This window comes from Martinezella sp. CNPSo 3964 (assembly GCF_057784375.1).
The window spans coordinates 11,560-31,601 of the sequence record NZ_JBXSOW010000007.1 but is presented as its reverse complement, the minus strand read 5'-3'; the positions used below and the strand labels follow the sequence as shown (position 1 = coordinate 31,601).

Sequence of the window (20,042 nt, the reverse complement as noted above, 5' to 3'; positions counted from 1 at the left end):
AAGGAATTATGCAGCAGATTAAAAGCGCTACGGCGACCTGTCATGATGTAGTTGTACGAGCCGGTCAACAGTCCCGGCCCGATTTCTTAATTTTCCGTAGCTCCCGTTCCGGCGGCTGACGACTTGGGCGCCAGACAGGATGCCGGAACGCGATAGGCGTAAAGCGTCTTGCCTTTCATCTCGCCATAGGGAGGCGACCAGCTCTTGATGAGCTCAGCCTGGCCTTCCGGGCACTCGATCGGATCGTTGTCGACGAACAAGACCGGGTCGGTCACACTGGCTGGCAGTGAGAAATCCTGCTCGTAATAGTTTGCCGGGAAGCCGCCGAAATGGCGGGCATAGATGCGGAACGGCTTGCCCTTCAGCGTGTAATAGAGATCGGCGAGGATATCTCGGTCCTGGGCGACGATGTCAGCCAGTTTCGCCTCCGTGGCGATATTGGCGATTTCCTCGCTGATGACGCTGCGGCCGACATAGCGCTTCATGACGAGGTCGCCGTTCGGCAGCTTGATGTCATAGGCAAAGACCGTCAGCACCGGGATCACGAAGGCGACGACGGCGCCGATGATCAGCGAGGTGCTCAGCCCCTTTTTCGTCAGGCGATAGAGCAGCCAGACGGCGAGAATGGTGCCGGCGGCATAGGCCGAGACTGCCCAGTTGGCATAGGCCTTGGCGAGGAAGGCCTGCAGCGTGATCAGCGCCACGACCGGTACGGACAGCCAGAACAGCAGTTTTTCCCGGTCGTCGCTCTGCCCACGGATGAGCCGCCACGTCGCCCACAAAAGCGCATAGAAGACCACCGGACCGACAACGCCGAACTGCGCGCCGAAGAAGCTGAGCCCGTTGAGTATGTGCTTCAGCAGACTATTGCCGCCGCCGCTCTTGCTCCATTGGGCAATATTTTCGGTGTGCTTTATGGTTGTCGCATCGTGGGTGAGGTTCCACCAGAGATTGGGGGAAACGACGATGGCGCCGACAATGGCGGCAATGGCGACATCCCGCCAGGCGATGCGCGCCGAACGCATCGTCAACATGGCAATGCCCACACCCGGCAGAAGGAAGAGCACCGAATATTTCGTCAGGAAAGCGATGCCGAGGCTGGCGCCGAGGATGAAAGCTTCCAGCACCGAGGAGCGCTTGGTCAGGCCTATAAAGGCCCAGATGGCGATCGTCACGAACAGGATCTGGATCGTATCGGTCGATACCAGCACGGCCGAGAGCGAGGCGGCCGGCAGGGTGATGAAGATGACGCCGACCCATGGCGCGATTTCGCGTCCGGTCTCGTCGTCAATCAATCGCCGCGTCGTGGACATCAGCATCAGAGCGGTGGCAAGATGGAAGAGCGGCGCCGATATGCGGATCCAGAAGGTCGAGTCCGAATCGGAGATCGCATTGAAGAAGCGGATGACCCAGGCAATCATCGGCGGCTTGGAATAATAGCCGAAATCCAGATTCTGGCCCCAGAACCAATATTGCGCCTCGTCGACGAAGAGATCCGTCCTGTTGAGAAGCAACATGAGGACGCGCCAGAGCGTTACTCCGAAGATGATCGCAAGGGCGAGCCCCAGCGAAAGTTTCTGGGCGTTTGTTCGGGAATGGGTCGTGTCGAGCATTAAAGGATGGGTCTCGGTGCCTGATCGTGAGGCTTAATACGGAACTATTGAGGCCAAAGCTAGCTCCCCGCCATCTGCAAGAATAGCAGCGCTCGCCGTCATGGCCACGAAGTGCCATATGTCCGATTTTGGATCTGAGACGTCCGTTACCGTTTTGCCTAGAGGATGCGAGGGGTAGCTTTGCCGCGCGCCTCTTCGAGGCGGGACAGAAGCATGAAGGCCACAAGCGTCAGGCTGGCCATCAGCGAGGCGGTCAAACCAAGAACAATCATTGCTCTCTCCGTAGCGACATCGAAACTGTCTATCCCTTGGGTAGTAAGGGATGAAGCTTGCTTGTGACTTGCGATCAGCGTCTTTACCGGTCGAAAAAGCATATCTGAAAGTAATACCTAATTTAGGGCGAAATGCTGTTGAGTGCGCCTTCTTCCGTCATTAACCTTCGGGCAAGGAATTAACCATAAATATTGAGCCTGAACGTCGGAATGGGAAAATTGTGACTCGTTCTCACCAGGCATGAAGCCGCCCCGTCGTACCGGGTCCGATCCGGTATCCATTTCATCAAACAGGTCCGCAACAGACTTTGATGAACGAGCGAGCTTCGGTGCCTCGATCAGCTGATCGACGGCGACGGCTGCCTTTTCTCGCCTCCTCATTGCGCCTGGCGTGGATCATCCGCGGTTTCGCCGGCGCTTGGATGCCCGGCAGTTCGGCAGGGGCGACTTTGGCGCAGGATACGCCGTCAGATCAGGCAGGCAGGGCGCAGGCTGGCAGCCTTCGCGATCGCTTGCGTTTTGCTGGTCTCGACGCCGGGCAATGCGAAACCCTGCGCCGCAACCGGCCGATGCTCGAGACGCATCTCAAAGCCGGCCTTCGCGATCTTTTCCACCGCCTCCAGACCTTTCCGGACGCTTCCCGAAATTTTTCGAGCGAAAGCCAATTCGAACGGCTCCAGGATCTGCAGTCCTCGCACTGGGGCGTGCTGACGGATGCGCGCTTCGACAGTCTCTATGCCGAGCGCGTCAAGGTACTCTCCGATAGCGAGAGCAAGATGGGCCTCGATCCGCGCTGGCATGTCGCGGGCCATGGCGTCATGCTGGAGCATCTTCTTTCCGGCCTTCTCGATGAGATGGGCGGCCGCGCCATTCTGCCGGGAGCCAGGCGTCGCGCCCGCGAACTCAGCGAACTCGTGACTGCGGTCGTGCGCCTCGTCATGGTCGATGTCGAGATTGCCGTATCGCTGCGCTTCAACGAATTGCGGGTCGGCCATCAGCGTGCGCTCTCCGAGCAGCGGATTGCCGATCGCGCCGAAGCGGCATCCTTCATCGCCGATCTCGCCAATGGTCTTGCCGATCGCGATCTGACGACCCGGATGACGACCGATTGTCCCGAGGCTTACGTCGAGGTCGCGGAAGCCTTGAATGTGGCGCTTGCCGATATCCAGCAGCAGTTTTCGGCTCTCTCCGGCGGCGTGCTGGCGGCTCAGTCGACGGCCGATGCCATCGCGCGCGCCTCGAAATCCCTTGCGGAGAATTCGTCCGAACAGTCGCGAGGGCTTGCGGCCTCTGCAAAGCAGCTCGCAGAGCTTGCCGAACAGGTACGCGGCAATGCAGCCAATACCCGCTCCGCCGAGCGTGTGACGGCATCGACCCGCGTGGCGGCGGAAGACAGCGGCAGGATCGTTGGCCAGGCGATTTCAGCCATGGCCGATATCGAGACATCGGCCGAAAAGATCGGCCAGATCATCGGCGTCATCGATGAGATTGCATTCCAGACCAACCTTCTCGCGCTGAATGCCGGTATTGAGGCGGCCCGCGCCGGCGACAGCGGCCGCGGTTTTGCCGTCGTCGCGCAGGAGGTTCGCGCGCTTGCGCAACGGTCCGCCGATGCGGCGCGTGAGATCAAGGTGCTGGTGACAGGCACCAAGGCGCAGGTCGACGCCGGCGTCCAGATGGTCGGCCGCACCCAGGATGCGATCGGCAGCATCGTGCGCCAGGTGACGGATATCAACGACGCCATTTCCGGAATTGCGGCGGCGAGCGATGAGCAGGTCGCAGGCCTCAAGACACTGACATCAGATATCGGCGGCTACAGCGAGCGTGCGGCTGCCGCCGGGAGCGAGGCCAACCGCTCCGAAGAAGGTGCCGATCACCTGCAGACCGTCGTCGTCGAACTTGGCCGGACCATCCGCGAGTTCCGCATCGAGCGCGAACGGCGTCACGCAGCCTCGGTCAAGGCCGCGCCGCAACGACAGCTTTCGGATCGTGATGAATTCAACCTCACACGGGATGAAGAAGACATGGCCGATTTCGGCTTTCCGCTTCGCAGGACCGCGTCGGGAGGCGAGCGCAATGCCTATTGATCTTTCAGTTTCATGCATATGCGGGCCGACCGGTCCGATTTCAGACAACAAGGAATGAAGCGATGCGGAGCAGGAAAGGCGAAAAGACAGTCAGTCTGGCCACGGTGCTGGACCTCAACGAGGCTTCGGCCCTTCGCGGCACGTTGATGGGATTGCGCGGCAGCAATGTCGCGATTGATGCGTCCGGCGTCGAAAGGATCGGGACCTTGTGCGTTCAGGTCATCATGGCCGCCGCCAAGACCTGGGATGAAGACAAGCTCTCCTTCACCTTCTCCAAGGTGTCGGATGCATTTCAAAAAACGATGCAGGTGATCGGGGTGGATATCTCCCATCTGCTTGCCAAGGAGATCCGGCAATGAAGAAAAAAGTGCTGACCGTGGATGATTCACGGACCATTCGAAACATGCTTCTCGTCACTCTCAACAATGCGGGTTTCGAGACCATTCAGGCCGAAGACGGTGTCGAGGGCCTGGAGATCCTGGAAGAAGCCAATCCGGACGTCATCGTCACGGATATCAACATGCCGCGTCTTGACGGCTTCGGCTTCATCGAGGGCGTTCGCCGCAACGACAGATACCGCGCCGTCCCGATCCTCGTTCTGACGACGGAAAGCGATGCGGAAAAGAAGAACCGTGCCCGCCAGGCCGGTGCGACCGGCTGGATCGTCAAGCCGTTCGATCCCGCCAAGCTGATCGATGCCATCGAGCGCGTAACCGCCTAAACAGGATCCACCCCTCATGGATATGAACGAAATCAAAGAGATTTTCTTCCAGGAGTGCGAAGAGCAGCTCGCCGAACTGGAATCCGGTCTCCTGAAAATGAATGACGGAGACCGTGACCCGGAAACCGTCAATGCCGTGTTCCGCGCCGTTCATTCCATCAAGGGTGGGGCAGGTGCCTTCGGTCTGGACGACCTGGTCGCATTCGCCCACGTCTTCGAGACCACGCTTGATTGCGTTCGATCCAACAAGCTGGAGCCGACCCAGGATGTCCTGAAGGTCATGCTCAAGGCCGCCGACGTTCTGGCGGATCTCACCAATGCTGCTCGCGATGGCGGCAGTGTCGATCAGGCCCGCAGCCGCGGCCTGGTCAAGGAACTGGAAGCGCTGGCGAACGGCGAGGTTCCCGCGCCGTCGGCTGCAGTGGTCGCCGAGGCTGCTCCGAAGCCCGTCGCGGCCGCGCCTGCACCAACGGACGACAGCGGTTTCCAGCCGATCCCCTTCAGCTTCGACGACGATTTCGGCTCCGACGAGCCGGCCGGTGCCGGCGTTCCGGAGTATGAAGTCAACTTCAAGCCGCGCTCCGATCTCTATGCCAAGGGCAACGACGCGACGCTGCTGCTGCGAGACCTTTCGCGGCTGGGCGAGATGAGCATCTTCTGCGACATGGACGCACTGCCGGCTCTTCCCGACATCGATCCCGAAAGCGCCTATTTCAAATGGGCAATTTCGATCAAGACGGACAAGGGCGAGGACGCCATTCGCACCGTCTTCGAATTCGCCGAATGGGATTGCGATCTCGATGTCCAGCTGGCCGGAAGCACTGGATCTTCAAGCGGCGAGGAATTGCCGATGGTGCCCGTGCCCTTCGATCTCTCGATCCTCGACGATGACGGCGCCGCCCCGGCTGCCGAAACCCTGGAGGAGACGCCGGCGCTGAAAAACGATGTCGCTGCCGCCGTGGCTGCTGCGGAAACCGCAAGCAACGTCACGCAGCTCGCCTCTGCTGCCGCACGCGTCGAGAAGAAGGAAGCAGCCCTTGCCGCCGCTGCCGCTTCCAATGCCGCCGCTGCACAGAACAGCGCTGCCGCTGCCGCCGCCGGCCAGACCATCCGTGTCGACCTCGACCGCGTCGATCGCCTGATCAACCTCGTCGGCGAGCTCGTCATCAACCAGGCGATGCTCTCGCAGAGCGTCATCGAGAACGACAATAACGGCGCGTCCTCCATCAACATGGGTCTTGAAGAGCTGCAGCAGCTCACCCGCGAGATCCAGGACAGCGTCATGGCGATCCGCGCCCAGCCGGTGAAGCCGGTCTTCCAGCGCATGTCGCGTATCGTCCGCGAAATTGCCGACATGACCGGCAAGTCGATCCGCCTGATCACCGAGGGCGAGAATACCGAAGTCGACAAGACCGTCATCGACAAGCTTGCCGAACCGCTGACGCATATGATCCGCAATGCCGTCGACCACGGCATCGAAACCCCGGAAAAGCGCGCGACGCTGGGTAAGAACCCGGAAGGCACGGTTCGCCTGACGGCAAAGCATCGCTCCGGCCGCATCCTGATCGAGCTTGCCGACGACGGCGCCGGCATCAACCGCGAAAAGGTGCGCCAGAAAGCGATCGACAACGATTTGATCCCGGCCGATGCCAATCTGTCGGACGAGGAAGTCGACAACCTGATCTTCCTGCCGGGCTTCTCGACCGCCGACAAGATTTCGGACATTTCCGGTCGCGGCGTCGGCATGGACGTAGTCAAGCGCTCGATCCAGGCGCTCGGCGGACGGATCAACATCAGCTCTCGTCCGGGGCAGGGCTCGGTCTTCACCATGAGCCTGCCGCTGACGCTCGCCGTCCTCGACGGCATGGTGGTCACCGTTGCCGGCCAGACGCTGGTTGTGCCGCTGACGGCGATCGTCGAGACACTGCAGCCCGAGGCTTCCGCCATCCACTCTTTCGGCGCTAACCATCGCCTGATTTCGATCCGCAACAGCTTCTGCCCGCTGGTCGATGTCGGCCGCATCCTGAACTTCCGCGCCACGCAGGCCAACCCGGTCGAAGGCGTCGCGCTGCTGGTGGAATCGGAAGGCGGCGGTCAGCGCGCCCTCATGGTCGACGCCATCCAGGGTCAGCGCCAGGTCGTCATCAAGAGCCTCGAGGCCAATTATACGCACGTGCCGGGCATTGCCGCTGCAACCATCCTCGGCGATGGCCGCGTGGCGCTGATCCTCGATGTCGACGCGGTGGTCGGCGCTTCGCGCGGCCAGTCGCTGAAACCCGAAATGTCTTACGCGGCGGCGGGGTGAGTTGATGTCTTATGCCGTCAAGAACCTGAGCCAGGGCAATCGCGAGCTGATCGCCTTCCGCATCGGCGATCAGGAATTCTGCGTCGACATCATGTCGGTTCGCGAAATCCGTGGGTGGACCCCGGCAACGGCCATGCCGCATGCGCCGGGCTACATGCTGGGCGTCATCAATCTGCGTGGCGCGGTGCTGCCGATCATCGATCTCTCGGCCCGGCTCGGCATGAAGCGGGCGGAACCGACGGCGCGGCACGTGATCATCGTTGCGCAGATCAACCGCAAGGTGGTCGGTCTCCTGGTCGATGCGGTTTCGGACATTCTGACGATCACGGATGACAGCATCCAGCCGACGCCGGAAGTCTCCTCCGATCACGAGCGGCAGTTTGCTCGCGGCATCGTGTCGATCGATCGCCGCATGATTTGCCTGATCGAGCTGGAAGCCCTGTTCCCTGAAAGCGAAAGCGAGGCTGCATGAGCGGGATGGGAGCGATAGATTTCAAGGCCTCTCCTGACGAGGTGTTGGCGAGCGGCGAATATCCGCTGACGCGGCGCGACCTCTCGGAAATCGCCGCCATGATCTATGCGGATGCGGGTATTTCGTTGAACGAAAGCAAGGCGTCGCTGGTCTATTCCAGGCTGTCGAAGCACATCCGCGCGCTGGGCCTTTCCGGCTTTCGTGATTACTGCGCGCTGGTTTCCTCGCCAGCGGGAAGTGCTGCGCGGCGCGAGATGCTGTCGCATCTGACGACGAATTTCACGCGCTTCTTCCGCGAAAACCACCATTTCGATCATCTGCGCGACGAGGTTCTGCCGGGTCTTCTGGCGCGCGCCAAGGCCGGCGGCCGGGTTCGCATCTGGTCGGCCGCCTGTTCCGACGGGCAGGAGCCCTATTCAATCGCGCTGACCGTGCTGTCCTTAATGCCGAATGTCGCCGATCTCGACTTCAAGATCCTGGCGACCGACATCGATCCCAAGATCCTGGGGCTCGCCCGCGCCGGCGCCTATGACGAGAACTCGCTTGAAACCATCTCGCCCGCCATGCGCAAGCAATGGTTCCAGGACGTCAATGTCCAGGGCCGCCGCAAATTCCAGATCGACGATCGCGTCAAGCGTCTCATCACCTTCAACGAGCTGAACCTGCTCGGGCAATGGCCCTTCAAGGGCTTGTTCGACGTCATCTTCTGCCGCAACGTCGTCATCTATTTCGACGAGCCGACACAGACCAAGATCTGGACGCGCTTTGCCGGCCAGCTCCACGATCACGGCCACCTCTATATCGGCCACTCCGAGCGGGTCGCCGGTGAGGCAAAGCACGTCTTCGACAATATCGGTATCACCACCTATCGCTATCTCGGCAAGAATGCGGGGAGAAAACCATGAGCACCGCTGCCCGCGTTCTCGTCGTCGACGACTCTCCGACCATGCGCGGCTTGATCACCGCCGTCTTGCGTGCCGATCCCGAGGTCGATGTCATTGGTCAGGCGGGTGACGCTATGGAAGCGCGCGCCGCGATCAAGGCGCTCAATCCCGATGTCGTCACCCTCGATATCGAGATGCCGAACATGAACGGCCTCGAATTCCTGGAAAAGATCATGACGCTCAGGCCCATGCCCGTCATCATGGTCTCCACGATGACGCATCGCGGCGCTGACGCGACGCTTGCCGCACTTGAGATCGGAGCGTTCGACTGCGTCGGAAAGCCTTCGCCGGGCGAGCCGCATCCCTTCGGCGACTTGGCGGACAAAGTGAAGGCCGCAGCCCGCTCGCAGCGGCAATATGTGAAGCCCGCCGCCCAGCGCGTGCCGCCGCCGGCTGTCGCTGACTTCCGTGTTGGTCGCAAGATCGTCGCCATCGGCTCGTCTACCGGCGGCGTCGAGGCATTGATCAACGTGCTCCAGAAGTTTCCGGCCAATTGTCCGCCGACCGTCATCACACAGCACATGCCGCCGACCTTTACGCGCAGCTTTGCCGAGCGGCTGAACCGCCTCTGCGCGCCGGTCGTCCAGGAGGCGACCGATGGCGCGCGGCTGGAAATCGGCAAGATCTATCTGGCGCCGGGCGGCGAAAGGCACCTTAGGGTCGCCAATGCCTCCGCGCCCCATTGCCGTCTGGTGGACGGCGGGCCGGTGAACGGCCATCGCCCTTCCGTCGACGTGCTCTTTGATTCGGTTGCCGAACTGGCAGGCCGCAATGCCGTCGGCGTAATCCTGACCGGTATGGGGCGCGACGGCGCCGCCGGTCTCCTCAAGATGCGCCACGCCGGGGCGCGTACCATCGGCCAGAACGAAAAGACCTGTGTGGTCTACGGCATGCCGAGGGTCGCCCACGAGCTCGGCGCCGTCGAACAACAGTTTCCGCTGAACGCCATTGGCGAGGAAATTTTGAAAATCACAGCCGCCCGAAAGGAAGGGAGCGAATAATGTCTCTAGCGGAGAAAATCAAAGTTCTGATCGTCGACGATCAGGTCACCAGTCGCCTTCTGTTGAGTGATGCTCTGACGCAGCTCGGCTTCAAGCAGATCACGGCTGCCGGCGACGGCGAGCAGGGGATGAAGATCATGGAGCAGCAGCCCCATCATCTGGTCATTTCGGATTTCAACATGCCGAAAATGGACGGGCTTGGTCTCCTGCAGGCCGTCCGGACAAATCCGACCACGAAGAAGGCGGCCTTCATCATCCTGACGGCGCAGGGTGACCGCGCGCTGGTCCAGAAGGCGGCGCAGCTCGGAGCCAACAACGTGCTCGCCAAGCCCTTCACCATCGAAAAGATGAAAGCTGCCATCGAGGCCGTCTTCGGAGCTCTAAAATGATCGTCGAGGGTGCTGCCCGTCGCGTGCATATTATTCAGGGCGAGTACAAGGTCATCAGCGATCCCGACGTGGTGCTGACGACCATTCTCGGCTCTTGCGTGGCGGCTTGCCTGCGCGATCCCATTGCCGGCGTTGGCGGGATGAACCATTTTCTCCTCCCGGGAATGGCGAACTCGCCGATGAGCGGTGGCGATGCGACGCGTTACGGCGTGCACCTGATGGAACTTCTGATCAACGGTCTCCTGAAGAAGGGCGCAAGGCGCGACCGGCTGGAGGCGAAAGTCTTCGGCGGCGCCAAGACGATTGCGACCTTCTCCAATGTCGGCGAGCAGAACGCGATCTTCGCCATGCAATTTCTAAAAGACGAAGGCATCCCAGTCGTCAGCTCCAGCACGGGCGGTGAGCATGGGCGCAAGATCGAATATTGGCCGATCTCCGGAAGGGCCAGGCAATACCCGCTGACCGGCGCTGAGACGCAGAAGACCGTGGCGCTGGAACAGCGTCCGGTTGTTGCCCCCAAGCCGGTAGACAACACGATCGAATTTTTCTGATCAACGAGGCAAGCGTATGACCCCCTTCCAGCGCGTTGAGACGACCGCCATCGAGGAGACGCTTCCGGCTATCCTTTTGCGCATCGTTTCCGAATTGCATGATGTCGCCTATCTGATCGAACGTATCGAGCCCCAGCTGCTGGACATCAGTGATGCCAACATATTGGCCTCGCCGGAGGCCATGAAGGTGGTCCAGGGCATCGATCTTGCCGTGCAGAAGACGCGCGGCATCGCCGAATTTATCGACACGATTGCCGGCACCATGCCCGAGGGCTGGACGGTGGACCTTGCGACAGCGCTGAGCCTTGTCAAGCTAACGGAGATGCAAAGGGCGCTTGGCGGCGGCGGGTTCCACACGCATTCCCAGCCCATAGCAAAGGCGGCCGGAGACTTTGATTTCTTCTGACCGCGCGGTCAGCAATAGATACTGTTTTTCTTATATAATCTCCTTCGTTTCTTCCCGGCTTTTTCCTGGGCCTTTCTGGCCGGACGAAACGCTCGCACAAGTTTCGGTTTCTATTTTCGCCGCATAGCACAAAGCCATCAGGTCTTTGACGAATCGTGCGAGAACAGAATGAATCTGTTAAATCAATTAGTTCCCCTACTTCGGAATCTTCAGAATCTCGGGAGAACGCGGCTGATGATCCTGGGGGGCGTGGGCGCCGTGTCCATGCTGCTGATCCTTTTTGCAGCCCTCTACGTCAATAAGCCCGCACAGGAGACACTGTATGTCGGCCTGGATGCGACGGATCTCAACCAGATCAGCATCGCGCTCGCAGAAGCCAAGATCAATTTTCAGGTCGGCACGGATGGCACCAGCCTGACCGTTCCGGCAGGCATGACCGGCAAGGCCCGTGCGCTTCTTGCCGAGCGCGGCCTGCCCACCAGCGGCAAGGCCGGTTATGAGCTCTTCGACAATGTCGGTTCGCTCGGTCTGACGTCCTTCATGCAGGAAGTCACCCGCGTCCGCGCTCTCGAGGGCGAAATCAGCCGCACCATCACCTCGATCGCCGGTATCAGTGCTGCACGCGTCCACATCGTCATGCAGGATGTCGGCAACTTCCGGAAGGCGGATCAGAAGCCGACGGCATCCGTCATGATCCGCGCAAGCGCCGAAGCTGCGCGCAAATCGGCTTCTGCCATCCGCCACCTCGTCGCCTCCGCCGTTCCCGGCCTGGAGGTCGATGATGTTACGATTCTCGACTCGACCGGTCAGTTGCTTGCATCGGGCGACGATCCCGGCAACGGCGCTCTCAGCCGCAACCTCGGCATCGTGCAGAACGTGCAGAGCGAAGTCGAATCCAATATCGACAAGGCTCTCGCGCCTTTCCTCGGCATGGACAATTTCCGCTCCAGCGTGACGGCGCAGTTGAACACCGACAGCCAGCAGGTGCAGGAAACCACATACGATCCAGACTCGAAGGTCGAGCGCTCCGTCCGCACCGTGAAGGAAGCGCAGAAGTCGCAGCAGAGCCAGCCCGATAGCGCCGCGACCGTGGAGCAGAACATTCCGCAAGCCGCTCCGCAGTCCGGCGGCAACACGCCGACGTCGAACGACCAGTCCGACAAGCGCGAAGAGCAGACCAACTACGAAATCAACAGCAAGACGACCGCGACGACCCGCAACAGCTACAAGATCGAAAAGCTGTCCGTCGCCGTGGTGGTCAACAGGGGCCGCATTGCCCAGATGGTCGGCCAGGGCGCGGATCAGGCGAAGGTCGACGCCTATGTCGCCGAAATGCAGAAGATCGTCGCAACGGCGGCAGGCGTCGATCCGGCCCGCGGCGACATCGTCACCGTCAATGCCATGGACTTCCTCGACAACCAGCTGCTTGAGGACACGTCTTCCGGCTTCAGCATCACCGATATGCTGAGCCGCAACATGGCCGGCATCATCAACTCGCTCGCCTTCGTTGCGGTCGCCTTCCTGATCGTCTGGATGGGCTTCCGTCCGCTGATCCGCTCACTCGGTGGTTCGTCCAACAGTACGGCGCTTCCGGAAGCGGCAGGCCTGGAACTGCCGGATTTTGCCCCGGCGGTGGGCGGCCCCGGCGCGGCGCTGATGGACGGCTTCGGCTCGGACTTCGGCTTCGACAGCACCGACGACTTGCTGACGATGGGCGACGACGGCGGCACCTTCAACCGCCGCGTCAAGGAAGGGCCGGAGCGCCGCCTGTCCCGCATGGTGGAAATCAGCGAAGAACGCGCCGCCAAGATCCTCAGAAAATGGGCCGTCGATCAGGCAGCCTGACAAAAGGACCGGGAAATTTCCCGGTCCTTTTTTTGTCTAGGGGTGGCATTTGAGCTTGCCTCATTGTCGATGCCACCTGTGATCAATTAGTCGCTGCCGAACGAATTGACGTGTTCGTAAGATGGAATTTCAATGGATATACGGTTGCTGGGTATAAAGAATCGACTTACAAATACTTTATCTATTGCGTAATAACCGTGTATTCCGAGCGAATCGGCCATCGTTTTCCGCGTTTCGCATGTTTAAGTTCGTAGATTCCGGAGCGGGAAAAATTAGTTCATGGTTCGTGGATCTTGCTTGCGGCAATGTATGCCGGTGCGATCGCGGATGTTGAATTCAGGGATGAGATATTTGCCCATCCGCCCGAATCCACCGGGATATGTTTGTGTCGCGATAGAGAAAGATCCGGCTTCGATGCCTCGTCGAGTTTCGTTATCGGTTCTCTGAGGTGAAGGGATTGGGTTCTGACGGAACAATGCTCTCGTTGACGACCGATCGTCAAACAGCGGCAGGAAATGCAAGTATGGACATGCAGATATCGCAGTTGAGCAAAGGCGATAGGGATGCGCGATTGATCGTGTCCGCCGGAGCCATGTCGCGCGAGCAGCTCATTCTGCAGCTGAATGCCGTTTCTGGTCCTGCCTATCTGCAAGCCGGTCTAAATGCCCTGACGAGTTATGCCGGCGCCTCCCACTATCTTCTTGTCAGGTCCGATCTCGTCCAGGAAAGCGGCCTCGATTTCGTGATTTCCTCCGATTGGCCCTTCGATCTCGTCCGGCGCCTGGCGACGGAGCTGGCGAGTGGTTACGGCCGTATCGGCGAGCTGGAAAAGTGCATGGCGCTATTTCAGCCGAGCCTGGCGCTGCTTCCCGATGATGTCTCGCTGCCTGACGGTGTGGGCCGGCAATATCATGCGTTGACGTTCAATGTCGGTCGCACCCGCTTCTCCTTGTTGCTGCTGGCGAGTGAAGCGGCGGTGCTTCTGCCCGAGCGATTGAGGGATGTCGGCCTCTTGGCCGGCTATCTCGCCAGCTCCACGCGCTGCTTCGAGGGCAAGCTGGAGCGTGATTTCGATCTGACCGAGCGTGAGCTGGAATGCCTGTTCTGGATCGCGGAAGGCAAGACGAGCGACGAGATCGCGATGATTCTCGGGATCTCGCGCAACACCATCAACAACTATATCACCAGCGTCATGCGCAAGACCGCCACCAAGACCCGCTCGGAGGCCATCGCCTTTGCAGTGCGCAACAACCTCGTTTAAGGGCCGACCGGATGCGCTATCAGTCTGACAGGACGACGGATATGCCGGGCGAATCACGGCTTACCCGTTCCGGTCGAATCTCCGGCCGCTCCGATCTGTTTCCGAAGCTGGTGTCGATGCAAAAGCTGATCGATGCGCAGCATTTTGCTGTTTATCGCCTTCATGGCTCCGGCCTGCCGCACAAGCAGCGCCTGGTATGCGAGCTCGATAATTGGGGCTCGGCCAACTCGGTCGTCGGCAAATCCTTCGTTGAGGCCTATGGCGAAGCGCTGATCGAGCATATCGACAAATCGCTGCTGCCGCTGATGTGGAACGGGCGCGACAGCGACAGCACCGCCGAGACACCGGATTTTGCCGCCTTCACGCAGCGCCTGAAGCCGCACCTCCTGCCTTTTGCCGGCGCCGCCTTTCCGGTGCGGCTGGGCGCCGTCGGCAACGGCTATACCGTCTTCACTGCCAAGTTCATGGATCTTGCGAGCGATATGATCGTCGAGCTGCACGGCCGTAGCTGCCAGATCATGATGGAGCTTCTGTCACTGGATGAGCGTCGGTCCCAGGCAGCCGAAGCGCTGAGCGAGCGCGAAATCGCTTGCCTGCAGCTTGCCGGCGACGGGCGCATCAGCGAGGAGATTGCCGAGAAGCTGGGTTTGTCGGTGCATACCGTCAATGCCTATCTTGGATCGGCAACGATCAAGCTCGACAGCGTCAATCGCATCCAGGCCATCGCAAAGGCGATCCGCTTCGGCTACATAAGCTGAGATGGTTGCGTCTTGGGGCACTGCCGCAGAATGAATAGAGCGGCGGTCCGGATTCTGCCGGATGCACGCCGCTCTCGCGACTCACTTCACCGATTTTTTGAAAGAAGAATCCCTTAGAACGCGTGTGCGGCCTCGCCGCGGACGACGTAGCGCGCATCCCTTAGGCTGCGGGCGAGCAGGGCCGTGTTCTCGTCGGGATCGACGGAAGCCTTGTCGAAGGCAATGTGGTTGATCTCGATGCCTGCATGATGTTCCGCCAGCGCAAGCTTGGCATAGATGGTGACGCCGCGTGGCTTGATTTCCAGATCGAGCGTCACTTCCGCCGGCCCGCCCCAATCAAGCTTGTAGTCACCGCCAAGCCCGAAATTGACCACGCCGGGAAGAAAATACAGCTCGGCCGCCGAAGCGACGAGGTCGGCAAGATTGCCATATCGTTCGAAGCGCAGCAGCGAGATCAGGTCGGCGGCATCCAGGAGGCGTAGTTCGCTTGCGACCGGGCTGATGGCTTCGGCTAGTATTTGTTCACGCTGGGCAGAGTAGGGGCATTTTTTCATTTGGTTTATCGTACCCGTTTTCTATTCGACTGCGCGGCATAGATCCGATGGATGAGTTCTGCGACAGCCTTGTAAAATACTGACGGTATGACGCTATCAACCGAGACTTGCGCAAACATGGAGCGCGCGAGCGGCGGGTCTTCGAAAACGGGAATATTGTTGGCCTCGGCTATCTCCCTGATTTTCAAAGCAATCAGATCCTGGCCTTTGGCGACGACGACAGGCGCGTCGTTTTCCTCGCGCACATACCGCAGCGCGACGGCGAAGTGAGTCGGGTTGGCGATGACGAGGGTGGCGCGCGGCACCTGCTTCATCATGCGGCGACGGGCACGGTCGCGCGCGATCGAGCGCTGGCGAGACTTGACGATCGGGTCGCCCTGCGACTGCTTGTGCTCGTCCTTGATCTCCTGTTTCGTCATCTTCAATTGGTCGAACCAGTGGTGCCGGCTCCACAACAGGTCGGCAACGCCGACGACGATGGTCGCCATCAGCACGATGATCAGGATGCGCTGAACGATCGTCGACAGCCGCACGAAGATGGTCTGCGGGTCGGACACCATCGAATCCATCGCGTGGAAATACTGACTGCGCAGCACAAAAAACATGACGATGCCGACAAGCACGATTTTTGCGAGGGACTTGCCGAATTCCACCATGCCGGTCGCGCTGAAGATGCGCTTGAAACCGGACATGGGCGATATGCGCGAAAATTGCGGGCGGATACGTTCCAGAACGGGTGTCGGCAGGTTCTGGAACATCGAGGCGCCGATGCCGAAGGTGAAGAAGAGCACCACGGCCGGCAGCACCATGTTACCGATTTCCCAGCCGATGCGCGTAAACAGCGAGATGGCGTCTGGGCCTGTCTCCAGTTGCCATTGATCCGGCTTTTCGAAGAGATCGCGCAAAACTTCGCCCATGCGGCCCATGCGCTCGGGCAGGAAGAAGGTGACGTAGATGACAGTCGCGAGCATGGAAGCAAAAAGCGTCGCTTCCCTGGAGTGAGGGACATTGCCCTTCTCGATCGTATCGCGGAGTTTTTTCTCCGTCGGTTTTTCTGTTTTACTGTCCTTGTCTTCGTCAGCCAAAGAAGCCGCCCTTTGCGAAACGGAAAGAGGCCGCGCTTCATGCGCGGCCCATAGCTTGTCAGTCTATGACGTTTTAGCTGAGTCGCGCCGCGCTTATGCGGCTTCTTCCACAGGCGTATTTTCCTTGGCCTTGAGCTCGATCTGGCCGGAGTTGGCGAGACGGATGGCCTCCTGGGCGATGGCGCGCCGGGCAATCGCGATTTCGCGCGGATTGATGCCGGTATTGCCCATCTGCAGGTCGGATTCGATCATGCGGCGCTGGCGCGGGCTGATCGAGGACAGCACGATCTCGCGAATCTCGTTGCCGGATCCCCGCAGAGCCATCGTCAGGATGTCGGCGGCGATGTCGTTGAGCAGCAGGACGCGGCTCGGCTGCGGCATACGGGTGAGATCGTCGAAGAGGAAGATCTTCGGGCGAACCTTCTCGACCGATTCCTTGTTGATCGTCTCGAGCGAGCTCAGCAGCGTATCAACCACCGGCTTGTCGAGTTCGTTCATCAGGTCGGCGACCTTCGTGGAACCGGAAGCGTTGCGTTCGGCGTCGATCTCGGCCATCAGCCCGAGCACGCGATTCTCGATGATCTGTGCTGCCTTGGGGCTGACGTCCTTGATGTTGACCGTTCGGTTCATGATGTCGGCGCGCTGGGCTTCGGGGAGCTGCAGCAGGACCTTCGCGCCGAAGGCCGAAGGCATCATGGACAGGACATAGGCGATCGTCTGCGGATGCTCGCGCAGGAAGAACTTGGCGACGAAAACCGGATCGGCTTCGCCCAGGCGATCCCAGATGGATGTCTCATAGGCCTGGAAGGCGGTGCGGCGGCCGAGCAGGCTGTCGACCTCGTCGGGCGTCAGGCCTTCCTCGAGAATGCTCTCGATGGCCTTGGCGTTATCCATGAGGCCGGCGCCCTCGGTGAAGAGGTCTTCGAATTCCGCCACGAGCTGCGCCAGTTCGTCCGGCGGAATGAGCCGCAGCGATTGCGCCGAGGCGATAATCATCTGCAGCTCGTTCTGCGTGAAGTATTTCAGCAGCCGTCCCGCCACTTGTTTTCCCATGGCGAGGAGGACGGCGGCTGCCTTTTCAGTCTGAGATAACGGTTTCTCGGCAATCGCGCCGCTGAAATCGTCAAAGTCCATCATGGTCTTCGTCTCCGTCCCGCAAGGGGCGTGGGCTCATCCTGAGCCGGGTTCAGCTTTTCTTCGTGTTGTAGATTTCAATGAGCTTGATGCCGAATCTGGTGTCATCATGTTCCAGAACGGTAATCTCGCCCCGGCCGATCTTGCGGCCGTTCACGGTAATTTCGACCGGTTCGCCGATCTTCTTGTCGAGTGCGATGATTGCGCCCTCGGCCAGGTTCATCAGGCCGGACACCTGCATGCGGCTGCTGCCGAGCACGATCTGGACGTCGATCGGAATATCCATGATCAGATCGAGATTGGCGGTCAGCGCGCTGCCGGGGGCAGCCGGTGCCGTGGAAACGCCACCGAACTCGCCGTCATCGAAGGCCGAAGCGGAATTGTCGTCGCCGAAATCGCCGAAGGTCGAAAGATCCGTGCCTGTTTGCCCGCCGAATGCATCGGCGTCGAAGTCAGGCAGACCGCCTTCGTTATCCTTCTTCAGGACGCCGCGCAGACCATCGATGGCCTCGTCCAAGGCGGCGTCGCTGTTTGAAATGTCCAGCGATTCCTCGCTGCTTTGCTGTGTCGTCTTCGTAGCCATGAAATCACTATTCCAGTTGAAACTTGCCTCAAGCTGCCGTGTGCGGGATCACGCGCCAGCCGATCAATTCATCAAGTGTCTGAGAAGCTCGTCGTCGGAATTGACATTGTCCTTGACGCGCACCGTATAATTTTCGCCAGAGCGGCCGAATTCGCAGATGTAAAGGTCTTTGCTGTTGGCGCTGACTTCGACGCGGACGTCGCCGGTGTCCATGAAGGGAATGATATCGCCGACCGCGAGCTTGGAAATGGTATCGAGCGTCAGCGATTCGAGCCGGATTCGAGCCTCCAGCGTCACCTGCGAGCGGCGTACCTGTTCGCTGAGCTGTTCCGACCATGCCTGGGAGGCAGCCGTTGGATTCTTGGCGCGGGGGGCGCTGACGACGGTGCGTAGCAAATCGCGTTGCGGCGCGATGATGATGATCTGGGAAAGCGATTTGCCGAGCGAGATCGTCATTGTGATCGCGGCGGCGAAGTCATTGCCTTCATCGCCGATAGCCGCCGGTCGGCTCTCGATATTGTAGGGCGGGTCGAGATAGGGTTCGAAGCCGCCGGATGCATTGACCGCCGAGCGAAGCACCTTGGCGATCTTTTCGAACACCATGACCGAGAGATCGAGTTCGATCACCGAAAGCGGCCGCGCGACGGCTGCTTCCATGTCTTCTGCGCGTGCACCCAGCATATGCTCCATCAGCGTCATGATGAAGCCGGCACCGCAGCCAAGGATGAAATTCGGTGCCCAGTTGCGCAGCGAACCGTTGACCAGAGCATGACTGCCGCCAAGCCCGGCAATCAGCTCGTTCATCGAGCCGGATTGACAGCCGGCATAGGCGATGTTGATGTCCAGGCCCGTTTCGCTCTTGATGATGTCGGGCAGGAATTCGGCATAGACCTGGGCGAAGGCGATGCCGAGTTTCGCAAGCGTCGCCTGATCGCCGAGATTGCCAGTGAGCTTGGCAAAAAGGGTCCGGTCCATCGTCTGTGTCGTATGTGCGGATTGCTGGCTCATGATCGTCAGGCTGCCTTGCTTTCACCGCCGGGGTTCATCATTTCCTGCTCGACGGCATCGATCGACGGACGCTCGTAGGAGGAGATGGTCTTGCGGCCGTATTCGAGTGCGACCTGCGGCACCGATCCGTTCATATAGGCAAGCAGCGTCTGCTTCACGATGACATAGAGGCGGTGCTGCTTGTTGCGCACCACCTTGATCTGGGAGACCAGCGGCGCGCAGACGGAATAGGACAGGATGATACCGAGGAAGGTGCCGACCAGTGCCGAGCCGATGAGGTGGCCGAGCACTTCGGGTGATTCGTTGATGTGGCTCATCGCTTTGATGACGCCGAGAACGGCAGCGACGATACCGATCGCCGGGAACGAATCGCCCATGATCGTGATCGCGTGATAAGGCTTCATCTTGTCGTGCTGCATGGTCTCGAGCTCTTCGTCCATCAGCGCCTCGATCTCGTGCGAGCGGGCGTTGCCGATGATGATGAGACGGACATAGTCGCAGATGAAAGCCGTCAGGTCCTTGTTCTTCAGAACCGTCGGAGCGGCCTTGAAGATCGTCGATTCATCCGGGTTGTCGATATGGGCTTCGATCTCGTTGCGCGACTTGGTGCGCAGGTCGCGCATCAGGGCGTAGAGCACACCGAGCGTGTCGAGATAGTCGCGCTCCTTCGGCACTTTGTGGCTGAAGGCTTCTCCGAGCGCCTTGCCCGAATCCTTCACGACCTTCATCGGATTGGCCATGATGAAGCCGCCGATGCCGGCGCCCGCGATAATGACAAATTCGAAGGGCTGGAACAGCGCGCCTACGTCTCCGCCCATAGCCATGAAGCTGCCTATGATGCAGCCGCAGGTCACTACAAATCCGATAATAATATTCATCGTCGGTCCACACCTGAACGTTGCTTCATATGATGAACTAGGGGACCTGCCTTGCGTGAGGCTGTTCGATGGGCGCTGAACGTCCTTTTTGCCTTGTCAGCTTCGCACAAGCCAAGCCCTGCAGGATGGCGGGTAAGGGCATCCATGCCCCGCTAACGAAATGTAGGAGCGCCCG

At 60.1% G+C, this 20,042-nt stretch carries 20 protein-coding genes; 13 read left to right on the top strand and 7 right to left on the bottom strand.

Annotated elements, in window-relative coordinates:
• Positions 1-86: 86 nt before the first annotated feature.
• Entirely contained in the window at positions 87-1,613 is a 1,527-nt protein-coding gene (locus AC13Q5_RS21205; RefSeq protein WP_488503044.1) for an ArnT family glycosyltransferase, read from the bottom strand.
• A 694-nt stretch (positions 1,614-2,307) separates the two neighbouring features.
• On the opposite strand from AC13Q5_RS21205, the gene AC13Q5_RS21200 reads away from it, so the two are divergent.
• From AC13Q5_RS21200 to visR, 13 genes are all read left to right on the top strand, one after another.
• Positions 2,308-3,972, top strand: coding sequence for a methyl-accepting chemotaxis protein (locus AC13Q5_RS21200; RefSeq protein WP_488503043.1), 1,665 nt, complete (start codon positions 2,308-2,310; stop codon positions 3,970-3,972).
• A gap of 62 nt (positions 3,973-4,034) precedes the next feature.
• Positions 4,035-4,331 carry an STAS domain-containing protein gene (locus AC13Q5_RS21195; RefSeq protein ID WP_075855226.1) on the top strand — a complete coding sequence of 99 codons (297 nt, stop codon included), beginning with the start codon at positions 4,035-4,037 and terminating at the stop codon, positions 4,329-4,331.
• On the top strand, positions 4,328-4,693 hold the full coding sequence (gene cheY1 / locus AC13Q5_RS21190; protein WP_004128526.1) for a chemotaxis response regulator CheY1: 366 nt from the start codon (positions 4,328-4,330) through the stop codon (positions 4,691-4,693). The genes AC13Q5_RS21195 and cheY1 overlap by 4 nt, the downstream gene beginning before the upstream one ends.
• A gap of 16 nt (positions 4,694-4,709) precedes the next feature.
• Positions 4,710-6,998, top strand: coding sequence for a chemotaxis protein CheA (locus tag AC13Q5_RS21185; RefSeq protein WP_488503042.1), 2,289 nt, complete (start codon positions 4,710-4,712; stop codon positions 6,996-6,998).
• Positions 6,999-7,002: 4 nt separating this feature from the next.
• Positions 7,003-7,470, top strand: a complete 468-nt coding sequence (locus AC13Q5_RS21180; protein ID WP_075855222.1) for a chemotaxis protein CheW — start codon at positions 7,003-7,005, stop codon at positions 7,468-7,470.
• Positions 7,467-8,375 (top strand): protein-glutamate O-methyltransferase CheR, encoded by a 909-nt coding sequence (gene cheR, locus AC13Q5_RS21175; protein WP_075855221.1) that lies wholly within the window; start codon positions 7,467-7,469, stop codon positions 8,373-8,375. The genes AC13Q5_RS21180 and cheR overlap by 4 nt, the downstream gene beginning before the upstream one ends.
• Positions 8,372-9,415, top strand: a complete 1,044-nt coding sequence (gene cheB, locus AC13Q5_RS21170) for a protein-glutamate O-methylesterase CheB (protein WP_075855219.1) — start codon at positions 8,372-8,374, stop codon at positions 9,413-9,415. Before cheR ends, cheB begins: the two co-directional genes overlap by 4 nt.
• A complete protein-coding gene (locus AC13Q5_RS21165) occupies positions 9,415-9,804 on the top strand; it encodes a response regulator (protein ID WP_004128537.1) in 390 nt (129 codons plus the stop codon). Before cheB ends, AC13Q5_RS21165 begins: the two co-directional genes overlap by 1 nt.
• Positions 9,801-10,355 carry a chemoreceptor glutamine deamidase CheD gene (cheD, locus tag AC13Q5_RS21160; protein ID WP_075855217.1) on the top strand — a complete coding sequence of 185 codons (555 nt, stop codon included), beginning with the start codon at positions 9,801-9,803 and terminating at the stop codon, positions 10,353-10,355. Before AC13Q5_RS21165 ends, cheD begins: the two co-directional genes overlap by 4 nt.
• 16 nt (positions 10,356-10,371) lie before the next feature.
• Complete coding sequence (gene cheT, locus AC13Q5_RS21155) at positions 10,372-10,761, top strand: chemotaxis protein CheT (protein WP_075855216.1); 390 nt, start codon at positions 10,372-10,374, stop codon at positions 10,759-10,761.
• A 168-nt stretch (positions 10,762-10,929) separates the two neighbouring features.
• A complete protein-coding gene (fliF, locus tag AC13Q5_RS21150) occupies positions 10,930-12,606 on the top strand; it encodes a flagellar basal-body MS-ring/collar protein FliF (protein ID WP_075855215.1) in 1,677 nt (558 codons plus the stop codon).
• A 523-nt stretch (positions 12,607-13,129) separates the two neighbouring features.
• Positions 13,130-13,867, top strand: coding sequence for a transcriptional regulator VisN (gene visN / locus AC13Q5_RS21145; protein ID WP_075855213.1), 738 nt, complete (start codon positions 13,130-13,132; stop codon positions 13,865-13,867).
• An 11-nt stretch (positions 13,868-13,878) separates the two neighbouring features.
• Complete coding sequence (gene visR, locus AC13Q5_RS21140; protein WP_075855211.1) at positions 13,879-14,625, top strand: transcriptional regulator VisR; 747 nt, start codon at positions 13,879-13,881, stop codon at positions 14,623-14,625.
• A 113-nt stretch (positions 14,626-14,738) separates the two neighbouring features.
• On the opposite strand, the gene AC13Q5_RS21135 is transcribed toward visR, so the two are convergent.
• From AC13Q5_RS21135 to motA, 6 genes are all read right to left on the bottom strand, one after another.
• Complete coding sequence (locus AC13Q5_RS21135) at positions 14,739-15,179, bottom strand: hypothetical protein (protein ID WP_113406706.1); 441 nt, start codon at positions 15,177-15,179, stop codon at positions 14,739-14,741.
• A gap of 5 nt (positions 15,180-15,184) precedes the next feature.
• Positions 15,185-16,264 (bottom strand): flagellar biosynthesis protein FlhB, encoded by a 1,080-nt coding sequence (flhB, locus tag AC13Q5_RS21130; RefSeq protein ID WP_488503041.1) that lies wholly within the window; start codon positions 16,262-16,264, stop codon positions 15,185-15,187.
• A gap of 93 nt (positions 16,265-16,357) precedes the next feature.
• Positions 16,358-17,401 (bottom strand): flagellar motor switch protein FliG, encoded by a 1,044-nt coding sequence (gene fliG, locus AC13Q5_RS21125; RefSeq protein ID WP_075855206.1) that lies wholly within the window; start codon positions 17,399-17,401, stop codon positions 16,358-16,360.
• Between the two features lie 49 nt (positions 17,402-17,450).
• Positions 17,451-17,981 (bottom strand): flagellar motor switch protein FliN, encoded by a 531-nt coding sequence (gene fliN / locus AC13Q5_RS21120; protein ID WP_488503040.1) that lies wholly within the window; start codon positions 17,979-17,981, stop codon positions 17,451-17,453.
• A gap of 63 nt (positions 17,982-18,044) precedes the next feature.
• A complete protein-coding gene (locus AC13Q5_RS21115) occupies positions 18,045-18,992 on the bottom strand; it encodes a FliM/FliN family flagellar motor switch protein (protein WP_488503284.1) in 948 nt (315 codons plus the stop codon).
• A gap of 2 nt (positions 18,993-18,994) precedes the next feature.
• The gene (gene motA / locus AC13Q5_RS21110) at positions 18,995-19,867 is read right to left on the bottom strand and encodes a flagellar motor stator protein MotA (protein ID WP_075855201.1); all 873 of its coding nucleotides are present in this window, start codon (positions 19,865-19,867) and stop codon (positions 18,995-18,997) included.
• Positions 19,868-20,042: the final 175 nt, after the last annotated feature.